The organism is Pedobacter sp. JY14-1, from assembly GCF_029269825.1.
In the GTDB taxonomy this organism is placed as follows: Bacteria; Bacteroidota; Bacteroidia; order Sphingobacteriales; family Sphingobacteriaceae; genus Pedobacter.
In genome coordinates this window covers 636,039-647,452 of record NZ_JARJHU010000005.1, presented here as the reverse complement: position 1 = coordinate 647,452, position 11,414 = coordinate 636,039, and the positions used below count along the sequence as shown (strand labels likewise).

The following is an 11,414-nucleotide window of genomic DNA, read 5'->3' as shown; positions in this document are numbered from 1 at the left end:
AATTAACACAAAACTGTCCGAAGGTGTACAAGTACTGTCCGTTTATGAACAGTTTTAAAACTATTTTTCGATTAAATTACTGATAGTCAATAATATAATTTTAAAATGTTGGCTTGGTATAACTTTGGCATACTGCATTTTGCAAACGCGAATAAGAAAAAATGGATAAGAAAATAAAGAAAAAGAGGTTCAGCAGAAAACGCATTATTATGACGGCAGGAGCGGTGTTTTTTATCGGTCTTGTGGCTTATGGTTACCGGCTTTCACTGGATAAGGTATACCGGGCAGATGTGGAGAAACTGACGATCAGTAAAGTCACTTATGGTGATTTTGAAGACGTAGTGCTGCTGAATGCCAGTGTTGTGCCTCTAACCTCGGTGATTGTCAGTTCGCCTGAAGGAGGCACTGTGGCTGAGATATTTACAGAAAACGGAGCAACAATAGAAAAAGGAACACCTTTATTGCGTATTGCGAATCCCAATGCCCTGTCGGGTTACACTGCCAGTGAGACCGGTATTACTGAACAGATCAACCAGTTAAGAAAACTCAGACTCGACCTGGAGCAAAACCAAAGGATCATCAGCCAGGATATGATGGAAGTGGAGAACAGCCTGAGAACGGCTACCCGCAAATACAGGATAGACAGTGTACTTTTCAGTAAGAAAGTGATCACCCTTCAGGAATTCAATATATCCAGTCAGGACTATGAATATTACCAGGGTCGGCGTAAAATACTGCAACAGGCCGTAAGACAAGAAAATCAGAGCAGGACAATGCAGCTTAAACAGATTGATTTCTCCATCGGGCGTATGAACGAAAGCCTGGAAACCATCCGTCAGAACATCGAGAACATGACCATTAAAGCTCCCGTTTCCGGAAAATTATCTTCCTACGATCCGGTAATCGGTAAATCTTACGGAACGAACGAAATGCTGGGCAAGATCGATGTAATGCAGGGGTACAAGCTCCAGGCCGGGGTAGACGAATATTATGTGAACCGGGTTAAGGAAGGTCAGCGGGCAACCTGTGAATTTGATAACAAGAACTATACCCTTCGGGTTGCTAAGGTGATCCCGGAAATTACGGGCGGGCAGTTCCAGGTAGAGATGGTTTTTGAAGGACAGTCACCCCAGAACCTGCGCAGGGGACTGTCGCTGCAGGTCAAGCTGACGCTTTCAGACAATAGCAAATCGCTGCTGCTTCCTCAGGGCCAGTTCTTCCAGAGTACAGGAGGTTCATGGGCTTTTGTTGTCCGCGACGGAAAAGCAGAGAAAAGAAACATCAGGATCGGCCGTAAGAACTATCTTTATTATGAAGTCCTGGAAGGCCTGCAAAAAGGAGAGGAGGTCATCACTTCGTCTTATGATCAGTTCAATCAATACGATATTATCACCATAACCAAATAAAAGCACTACCCATGATAACCATAGAAAACCTTGAAAAGGTCTACAAGACAGAGGAAATTGAAACTACCGCGCTCAACGGGATCAACCTTTGCGTTGCCGAAAGCGAATTTGTATCCATTATGGGGCCTTCGGGCTGCGGAAAGTCTACGCTGCTCAACGTCATGGGTCTGTTGGACAAACCCGAAAGCGGAAGCTACCGCTTTGCAGGTACGGAACTGCTGACGCTCAACGACCGGGAACGCTCTAATTTCAGAAAACGGAATATGGGCTTTGTTTTTCAGAACTTCAATCTCATCGATGAACTGACCGTATTCGAAAACATTGAGCTCCCGCTGATCTATAATAAGGTTTCTTCGGGCGAGCGTAAAAAGCTGGTCAATGAGATCATCGAAAGAATGAATATCGTAAACAGAAGCGGGCACTTTCCACAACAGCTCAGCGGCGGTCAGCAACAGCGTGTAGCTGTAGCCCGGGCACTGGTTACCCGGCCGAAGCTGATCCTTGCCGACGAGCCCACCGGCAACCTCGACAGCTCGCATGGTAATGAGGTCATGGAGTTGCTCTGTGAGCTGAATGAGGCCGGTACAACCATTGTTATGGTGACACACTCCTCGCATGATGCCAGTTTCTCCAACCGCATCATTAACCTGAAAGACGGGCACGTCATTTCAGAAAAGATCAATAAAGGCCGTACCGAAACACTTATTTAAGAAAGAAGATGTTTAAACTGAACCTTAAGATCGCCCTGCGAAGCCTCTGGAAAAACAAAGTATCATCACTGATCAACATTACCGGGCTGGCCATAGGTCTGGCTGCCTGCCTGCTGCTGCTGGTATACGTCCTTTACGAGTGGAACTTCGACAAACACACTGAAAACTCGGCAGATACGTATATAACTCTGACGCACATCCGTGATGACAGTGGAAAGATCATGATGACCATGGATGGCACTGTTCCTGCCCTGGGCCCATTGATGAAAGAACAACTGCCTGAAGTCAGGTTCCTGAGCCGAACCAATTATCCCGGTATGGATCTCATTGCGCATGAAGAGAATAGCTTCAAGAAGCTTGCCCGCTTTGCGGATCCGGACATACTGAAGATATTTGATTATAAGTTCATTTATGGCGATCCGGCCCGTGCCCTGCAACAACCGCAATCGATCGTCCTTACCGAAAGTACGGCAAATGCTTTGTTTGCCAGAACAGATGTGCTGGGTAAAACGCTGCGTTATCAGGATAAGCAGGACCTTACCGTTACCGGTGTTATACAGGACCTGCCAGACAACAGTTCTCAGAAATTTGATTACCTCATGCCCTGGTCGATGTTCGAGGTGGTTTCTCCTGACCTGAAAACACCTGGCTGGGATAATTATAGTTTCGTTACCCTGGTCACACTCAATAAAGGAACAAACGTAAAAGCCCTTAATAAAAAGCTTGCTACCCTGGTTAAAAATGACCGTAAAATTTCCGGTGAGCAGCCCTTCTTCTTATATCCGCTCAGCCGCATGCATTTGTTCGGAAAGTTTGAGAATGGCAAGAATACCGGTGGTGCTGTTGAACAGATCTGGCTCTTCCTCGGACTCGCTACCGGTGTACTGCTGATCGCGTGCATCAATTTTATGAATATGGCTACGGCCAGATCTGAAAAACGGGCAAGGGAAGTAGGGATTCGCAAGACGATAGGGGCAACAAGAACTTCACTGATGCTGCAGTTCCTGTTCGAGTCCGTCATCCTTGCTTTTGTCAGTACGGTGGCCGCGATAGCCCTGGTAGAAGCTTTCCTGCCGGTGCTGAATAGCCTGCTCGGTCTTAAAATGGACATTACTTATTTCAATGTCTGGGTCTGGCTGGGTATATCCGGCGTTATGCTTTTCACCGGACTGGTTGCCGGCAGTTACCCCGCTTTCTATCTTTCGTCATTTGATCCTATCGGCGCGCTCAGGAAAAAAGGTCGCCGCCGGCGTTTGTTTTCGGTGGGCCTGAAACAGGTGCTAATTACCGGACAATTCTGCTTTGCCGTATTGCTCATCATTTCCACACTGGTTATTTACAGGCAATTGCAGTTTATTAAAAACAGACCGGCAGGTGCAGACATCAAAATACTGGCAGAAATGCCCATGGAAGGAGTATTAACTGAAAAATTTGAACTTTTCAGGAACAAGTTGCTTGAAGCTGGTGCAATATCGGAAATGTGTCAGACTACGGTAAGCCTTATCCACCACAGTTCAAATTTTAACGGTCTGGAATGGCCGGGTTCAGGTCCGAGGGAGCGCAGTGTTCTGTTCAACCAGGTCGGTACTACCTATGATTTCGTCAAAACCAACGGTCTGAAGCTCATTGCAGGAAGGGAATTTTCACGCCGGCAGGCTTCAGATACTGCGGCTGTAATGGTCAGTGCCTCGGCGGTAAAGACAATGGGGTTGAAGGATCCACTGGGCGCAGTACTCAGGCTGGGTGGCAGGCAGGCCACCATCATCGGTGTTTTTCAGGATTATATATGGGATTCGCCCTATAAATCCAATACACCGATGATTGTCTATTTTAATGGTGGTGCAGGAACAAACATCACTTTCCGGCTTAATCCGGCACGTAGTATTCGTGAAAATACAGAGGCCATATCCAATATTGCCAGGGAAATGAACCCTGCCTATCCTGCAGAACTGAGTTTTGCAGACAATGCCTATAAAGACCTGATGAAGAAGGAACAAAAACTGGGTGTACTGTCCAACATCTTCGGCGGATTGGCCATTTTCATATCCTGCATGGGGCTTTACGGCCTGGTTGCCTTCAGCGCTGAACAGCGGACCCGGGAATTTGGGGTACGCAAGGTACTGGGGGCTTCCGTAGCGAACCTGGTCGGTCTTTTATCGGCATCGTTTCTGAAGATGGTCCTCATAGCCATCGTTATAACTATACCCCTGGCCTGTTACCTGATGGATAATTGGCTGGGCAGTTTCGAATTCCGGACCGGGATCTCCTGGTGGATCATTGCAGCAGCAGCATCAGGAACCCTGCTCATCGCTTTTTTGACCCTGGCTTACCAGGCCTATAAAAGCGCGGTAGCCAATCCTGCAGATGCCCTTAAGTATGAATAACCTGAAAACGTATGTATAAACTCAATTTTAAAATTGCATTAAGGAGCATCTGGAAGCACAAGAGCGCTTCGCTGATCAATATGCTCGGTCTGGCCATTGGTCTTGCTGCTTGTATCCTGCTGATGCTCTATGTAGGCCATGAGCTGAGCTTTGACCGGCGGGGCCACAATGCCGGGCAGGTTTACCAGGTTATGACTAATTTTGAAGATGAAAAAGGAAAGATAGGCAGTACCAGTGAACTGACCAGTAACATGGCCGCGCCAACTATCCGCCAGGAAATACCTGAAGTGATCGCCTCGTCGAGGATCGGCTACGGTGGGCTTGGACTCGTATCGGCTGGCAGAGAAGGCTTCAGGAGGGAAGTGAAGTTTGCCGAACCCGATATTGTCAGGATGTACCCCTATCATTTTCTGGAGGGCGATTCGGCTACTGCGCTGAGCTCACCGCAATCGGTGATACTCACCCGGTCTACCGCAAGCCTGCTCTTTGGTAGGGGCCCATGGATCGGCAAAACCCTGCGCTATCAGGATGAGTCCGACCTGCAGGTCAGCGGAGTTGTCGAAGACCTGCCGCTCAACAGTTCCAACCGGTTTGATGTGCTGATCCCCTGGTCATTCTATGAATCAAAGTTTGAATGGGTAAAAGTACCCGAATGGGGAAATTACAACTGGCAGACCCTGGTGTTACTGGATAAAAAGGCAGACGTCGTCGCCATCAATAAAAAGCTGCACGGATTGATCAAAAGACATCAGAAAGGTTCAAATACCGAGATGTTCCTTTATCCTTTATCGGAAAAGCATCTGCATGGCAGTTTCCTGAACGGAAAGAGCGTAGGCGGAGAGATCAGCAGCGTATACCTGTTTACTGCACTGGCCATCGGCATCTTGCTGATCGCCTGCATCAATTTCATGAACCTGGCTACCGCAAAATCTGAGAAGCGGGCCAGGGAAGTGGGCATCAAAAAAACACTCGGCGCGCAGCGCAGTACCCTGATCAGTCAGTTTTTCATGGAATCTACCGTGCTTACTGTAATCAGCGCGGCCATTAGTATCGTCCTTGTAGAAGTCTCGCTCCCGGCTTTCAACCATATGCTCCATATGGAACTGCACATCGATTACCGCAATCCGGTTTACTGGCTGGGCATGCTGGCCTGTATCCTGGTAACCGGGCTCATCTCCGGCAGTTATCCTGCACTTTACCTTTCATCCTTTGATCCGGTCAGGATCTTCAGGAAGCGGACACCCCGCTCAGGTATGTTTAACGTCAGTTTCAGGCAGGTGCTGGTGGTGCTGCAGTTTACTTTTACTATTGTGCTGATCATCAGCACAGCTATGATCTATAGGCAAGTGGGTTACATCAGGGATAGACCGGTAGGTTACGATATCGACCAATTGGTAGAGATTCCGCAGGAGGGGACACTTACCGGGAAGTTTGCGCTATATCGCGAGGCCCTGCTGCGCAGCGGTGCAGTTACCAACCTCTGCCAATCTTCTGGAAGCATTTCCCGTGACGGTTCCAGCTTCTGGTATTTCGAATGGCCGGGGATGGATGAGGCCGATAAAATGGTCGTGTTCAACCAAATCGTCACTACCTATGATTACGCAGCGACCAATGGGCTGAAAATGCTGGCGGGAAGGGATTTTTCACGTGAATTTGCTTCTGATACCGCAGGCGTGCTGCTGAGCAGCAAGGCGGTAAAGGTGATGAAGCTGAAGGATCCGGTAGGCACAAGGGTAAAATACCATGGCGAGGAAAGGACCGTAGTAGGTGTTTTCCAGGATTTTATCTGGGGATCGCCGTTTTATTCTGAGAAGCCGATGGTGATCGCGTTCAACCCTGGCTGGAGTTCACAGATCACCCTAAGACTGAACCCGGCGAACAGTTTAAGCAGCAATATAGAAACCATCACGCGGATCACCAAAGAAATTAATCCCGCTTACCCCCCAGACCTGAAGTTCGTGAGCAGCCTTTATGCAGAGAAACTCCAGAAGGAGCGGATACTGGGCATCCTGGCCAACCTTTTTGGCGGGCTGGCCATTTTCGTTTCCTGCCTCGGGCTTTTTGCACTGGCTGCTTACAGCGCCGAGCAGCGCACAAAGGAATTTGGTGTGCGCAAGGTGCTGGGTGCTTCCGTTTCCAGCATTATGGGGCTGCTGTCTGTATCCTTCATGAAGACCATATTTATTGCTGTACTGGCAGGCGTGCCGCTGGCCGGTATCCTGATTTCCAGGTGGCTAAACGGATTTGATTACCAGGTGAGCCTTTCCTGGTGGGTCATTACGCTTTCTGTCGGCTTTACACTGATGGTCGCTTTCCTGACCGTGAGCATGCAGGCTTATAAAGCGGCCAGGACGAACCCGGTAGATGCACTGAAATATGAATAACCATCACAACAGCGCTATTTAATCTATAACACTTAAAAAACGATGATCGAACTAAAAGACATTGAGCGATATTATTCCAATAAAGGCGTAAAAAGCTATGTCCTGCGCCATGTGACCACCACTATAGGGCAGGGAGAATTTGTGTCTGTTATGGGCCCTTCCGGCGCGGGAAAATCTACGCTGCTGAATATTCTTGGTATGCTGGAAGAACCTACCTACGGCAAATACCATTTCATGGGTGAGGACATCACTACGCTGAACGAACGCAGGCGTATCGAACTGTACAGAAGCCATATCGGCTTCGTTTTCCAGGCCTATCACCTCATCGATGAAATGACTGTAGCTGAAAATATCGAGGCACCCCTGCTTTATCAGAAGATCGGTGGCGCTGAGCGCAAAAGCCGGGTCGCCGATATGCTAGACCGTTTCAATATGGTCGCCAAGAAGGACCTGTTTCCCAATCAGCTCAGTGGCGGCCAGCAGCAGCTGGTAGGTATTGCCCGTGCGCTGGTGGCAAGGCCCTCACTCATCCTGGCCGACGAACCGACAGGCAACCTGCAATCCGTGCAGGCCTTGCAGATTATGGAGCTGTTCAAAAAGCTCAACCAGGATGAAGGGATCACCATCATACAGGTGACCCACTCGGAAGCCAATGCTCAATTTGGGAACCGGATACTGCACCTGGTAGACGGTGTGATTAAGGATGATGATATTTTATCGAAGTAACCGACCATAACCTATGTTTAAACTCAACCTTAAAATTGCCTTCAGAAATCTGCTGAAGCATAAAATGGCTGCGCTGATCAATGTCATTGGACTTGCAGTCGGGCTGGCGGCCAGCCTGATCCTGCTGCTTTACGTTAGTTATGAATGGAATTATGACAAACAGTTCCGGGGAGCCGGTGATATATATCGCCTCATGGTCAATTTCCATGAAGGAAAAGTGATTAAACATACGGCCGAACAAACTCCTGATGCACTAGCAGGGGCACTTAAGGCTGAAGTCCCAGAGATCAGCAAAATCGCACGTGTTACGTGGCAGGGCGGCCGATTGGTCAGTAACGGGAAGCAGATGCTCAGACTAAGGGGACATTATGTTGACCCGGAATTTCTCCATATTTTCAGATACACTTATATTAGTGGAGATCCATCTGCCCTTAATACCCCCGATGCCATTTTGCTGACCGAAACCGGTGCGCTTAAGCTTTTCGGTACCACTCAAGTGCTCAACAGAACCTTGCGCTTTGAAAACCAAGTGGCTTTACGGGTAGCTGCGGTGATCAAAGACCTGCCTGACAATGTAACTTTCAGGTTCGAATGCCTGACCAACTGGCAACTCTTCCAACGGCTCAATGACTGGGCGCGCAATCCGCAATGGACAGCGTACTCCTTTAATACCCTGGTAACGCTAAAACACGATACTGATGCGCCTGCTTTGAACAATAGGATCCGTGATTTTATCAGCAACCATTCCAGTAATAATGGATCCAAGTCGACAGTTTTTCTCTATCGCCTGACCGACAGCCATCTGTTCGGGAAATTCGAGAACGGGAAGCCGGTTGGAGGCCTGATCGAACAAGTCAAGCTATTCAGTGCGCTCGGATTCGGAATCCTGATACTGGCATGTATCAATTTTATGAACCTCGCCACCGCCCGGGCACAGCGGAGGTCTAGAGAAGTGGCGATCCGAAAGACCGTCGGGGCGACCAGGAAAGCCCTGGTCATACAATTCCTTATGGAATCACTTATCCTTACACTTGCCAGCTTTGCTCTTGCCATTATCATCGTCGAGCTCTGTTTGCCTAAATTCAACCAGCTTCTTGAAATCGGATTAAAACTTGACTATGCTGATCCTGACAATTGGTTACTTACCTTAACATTATTGCTGCTCACCAGTCTGATCGCCGGTAGTTATCCCGCCTTTCTCCTTTCCTCTTTCAGCCCGGTACAGGCACTGAAGAGAAAGATGCAAACAGGCGGACGTCATGCGCTGAATGTGCGTCAGGTGCTTGTAGTCGTGCAATTCGGATGTTCCGTGTTACTCATCATTGCCACAATTATCATTTACAGGCAGCTGGAGTTTATCCGGAACAAGCCACTGGGATATGAAAAGTCCTTGCTGGCTGAAATGCCACAGCAAGGACTCCTTAAAGAAAAATTCGCCGTTTTCCGCGAACAGTTGCTGAGGTCGGGTGCAGTTACTGCAGTCAGCAGGACCTCTGCAAGTATTTCCAATCGTAGCTGGATGACTGCAGGGCTACGCTGGCGGGGAATGCAGGAGTCCGATAAAGATGTGACATTTGATGAGATCGCTGCAGAGCGTGACTTTCTGAAGACTAATGGAATCAGGCTTATTGAGGGGCGTGATTTTAACCCCGATTTTGCCTCTGATTCTGCAGCGGTGCTGCTCAACCAGACCGCTGTCCGTAAAATGAATCTACGTCATCCCATCGGTGAGCAGATCGTTCACAACGACATCAGGCGGACAGTTGTCGGTGTTTTTGCAGACATCGTATGGGGCAGTCCTAACCAGGCAGAAACGCCCATGGTCATCACTTACGACCCGGGAGGCACCAGCAATATCACCATGCGCTTGGGAACAAACCGCAGGCTTCAGGAAAATGTGGCAGAGATTGGCCGCATCGCTAAGATATTCAATCCAGAGTATCCTGCGGAAATACGCTTTATAGACGAACTGGTCGAAAGAAAATTTAAAGAAGAAAAAATGCTGTCTGTACTTTCCAATGTATTCGGAGGCTTATCGGTTTTTATTTCCTGTATGGGACTGTTCGCTCTTTCCGCGTTCAGCGCAGAACAGCGTACCAAGGAGATAGGCGTGCGTAAGGTGCTTGGTGCCACTGTCCCCGGAATCATCGGGATGCTCTCACTGAACTTTATACGGACCGTTCTGGTCGCACTGATTGTAGCGATGCCACTCGGCTATTTCATTATGAATAAATGGCTGGTTAAATTTGATTATCACGTACCTGTTGGCGCCGATATCTTTCTGATCACGGCATTGTCCACCATCTCGTTAGCTCTTGTGACAGTAAGCTGGCAGGCTTGGCGTGCTGCGAGATCAAACCCCGTGGAGGCATTAAAATATGAATAAATCGTTTGGAGCGGCCCCTATGTATATCTTTGTCATATGCAGCGTAGTTTTACAGATCAGCTTGGCAGAACGATGCAATTCAGTTTTCCTCCTAAGCGGATCGTTTCAGTCGTGCCTTCTCAGACCGAACTCCTTTTTGAACTCGGCCTTGATAACGAAGTAGTGGGCCTTACCCGTTCCTGCATCCATCCGATTGCGAAATTTGCCGCCAGGGTTAAAGTCGGCGATCCCAAGATGCTGGATCTGGCAAAAATACGCAGTCTTCAGCCCGACCTGATTCTTGCAGGTAAGGAAGAAAACCGACGGGGCGAACTCAGCCAGCTGGCAGATGAGTTTCCGGTATGGACCAGTGACGTTGCCACCCTGGAACACGCCATGACCATGATCGCATCTGTAGGTTCGATTGTCGACCGCGAACCTGAAGCCAGCTATCTCAACCATTTGCTGCAGGCAGGTTTCAGCGATTTACAATCACTGGCTGCGCAGCAAAAAATCGATAAAAAAGTAATTTACCTGGTTGGAAATTACCCTTATATAGCCGCAGGGAGGGATACTTTTATCAGTGACCTGCTTGTCCGCAACGGGCTCAGGAATGTGGCGGGGAAGCACCGTTACATCCACCTGGACATCACCACAATCCGGGAAACGGACCCGGACATCGTTATGCTTGCATCAATTCCCTATCCCTTTAGACAGGAACACCTGGAAGAACTGCAACGGCAGCTTCCAGGTGTTCAGGTAATGCTGGTGGACGGAGAGTTGTTCTCCTGGTATGGCAGCGGTCTGATAAAATCGGTGCAATACCTTTTTCAGCTTCAGCAGAAACTCAGGAGTTGACCCTGGACATATGTCTTAGGTGGTAAAAGGCTAAGGCAGTAAGTACGCTGCCAAGCTCATTTCAGCAGGGTAACCTCTACGCGCCTGTTCTTCAGCCGGCCTTCGGGTGTTTTGTTGGTATCTACAGGTTGGTTGGCGCCCTTTCCGGAGGTTTTGATCCGTGATTCTTCTATGCCTTGTGCGACCAGGAAATTTTTCACCGAAACTGCCCGCTTTTCCGACAACCAGATATTGTATTCAGGTGTGCCGGTAGCATCTGTGTGGCCGTCAATCTGTATTTTTCGCTTAGGGTCCTTCGAACTCAAAATCTTTGCTACATCGACGAGTTTGCTTTTTGCCGCATCGCTCAGGTAAGAGGAATTGGTAGGAAAAAGGACTTCTGAGCTGAAGGTAAACTTGATGCCGTTCTCAGTGCGTTCTACTTCGTCATTAGGCATCTGTTTCCTGATCTTGTCTAGTTCATCGTCACCGCCCGGTTTTTCCATTGGGGCCGGTTCCGGCCTTGCAGCGATCTTTTTGGTCTTGCAGGAGAAGGTGAGGCTGGCTAAAAGGGCCAGAACTAAAAGCGTGCTTCTTTTCAT

8 protein-coding genes are annotated in these 11,414 nt (G+C 48.7%); 7 read left to right on the top strand and 1 reads right to left on the bottom strand.

Going from position 1 to position 11,414, the window contains the following annotated elements; all coding sequences use genetic code 11:
- Positions 1-161 precede the first annotated feature (161 nt).
- Genes P2W84_RS13325 through P2W84_RS13295 form a run of 7 tightly spaced genes read left to right on the top strand, consistent with a single transcriptional unit; the run spans position 162 to position 10,833 of the window.
- Positions 162-1,406 carry an efflux RND transporter periplasmic adaptor subunit gene (locus P2W84_RS13325; RefSeq protein ID WP_276090633.1) on the top strand — a complete coding sequence of 415 codons (1,245 nt, stop codon included), beginning with the start codon at positions 162-164 and terminating at the stop codon, positions 1,404-1,406.
- An 11-nt stretch (positions 1,407-1,417) separates the two neighbouring features.
- Complete coding sequence (locus P2W84_RS13320) at positions 1,418-2,116, top strand: ABC transporter ATP-binding protein (protein WP_276090632.1); 699 nt, start codon at positions 1,418-1,420, stop codon at positions 2,114-2,116.
- Between the two features lie 8 nt (positions 2,117-2,124).
- The gene (locus P2W84_RS13315) at positions 2,125-4,500 is read left to right on the top strand and encodes an ABC transporter permease (protein WP_276090631.1); all 2,376 of its coding nucleotides are present in this window, start codon (positions 2,125-2,127) and stop codon (positions 4,498-4,500) included.
- An 11-nt stretch (positions 4,501-4,511) separates the two neighbouring features.
- Positions 4,512-6,884 carry an ABC transporter permease gene (locus tag P2W84_RS13310; protein WP_276090630.1) on the top strand — a complete coding sequence of 791 codons (2,373 nt, stop codon included), beginning with the start codon at positions 4,512-4,514 and terminating at the stop codon, positions 6,882-6,884.
- A 42-nt stretch (positions 6,885-6,926) separates the two neighbouring features.
- The gene (locus tag P2W84_RS13305) at positions 6,927-7,610 is read left to right on the top strand and encodes an ABC transporter ATP-binding protein (RefSeq protein WP_276090629.1); all 684 of its coding nucleotides are present in this window, start codon (positions 6,927-6,929) and stop codon (positions 7,608-7,610) included.
- Between the two features lie 13 nt (positions 7,611-7,623).
- Positions 7,624-9,996, top strand: a complete 2,373-nt coding sequence (locus P2W84_RS13300; RefSeq protein ID WP_276090628.1) for an ABC transporter permease — start codon at positions 7,624-7,626, stop codon at positions 9,994-9,996.
- 36 nt (positions 9,997-10,032) lie between these two features.
- Positions 10,033-10,833, top strand: a complete 801-nt coding sequence (locus P2W84_RS13295; RefSeq protein ID WP_276090627.1) for a helical backbone metal receptor — start codon at positions 10,033-10,035, stop codon at positions 10,831-10,833.
- 56 nt (positions 10,834-10,889) lie between these two features.
- Here P2W84_RS13295 and P2W84_RS13290 read toward each other — a convergent pair whose 3' ends face one another.
- A complete protein-coding gene (locus tag P2W84_RS13290) occupies positions 10,890-11,414 on the bottom strand; it encodes an OmpA family protein (protein WP_276090626.1) in 525 nt (174 codons plus the stop codon).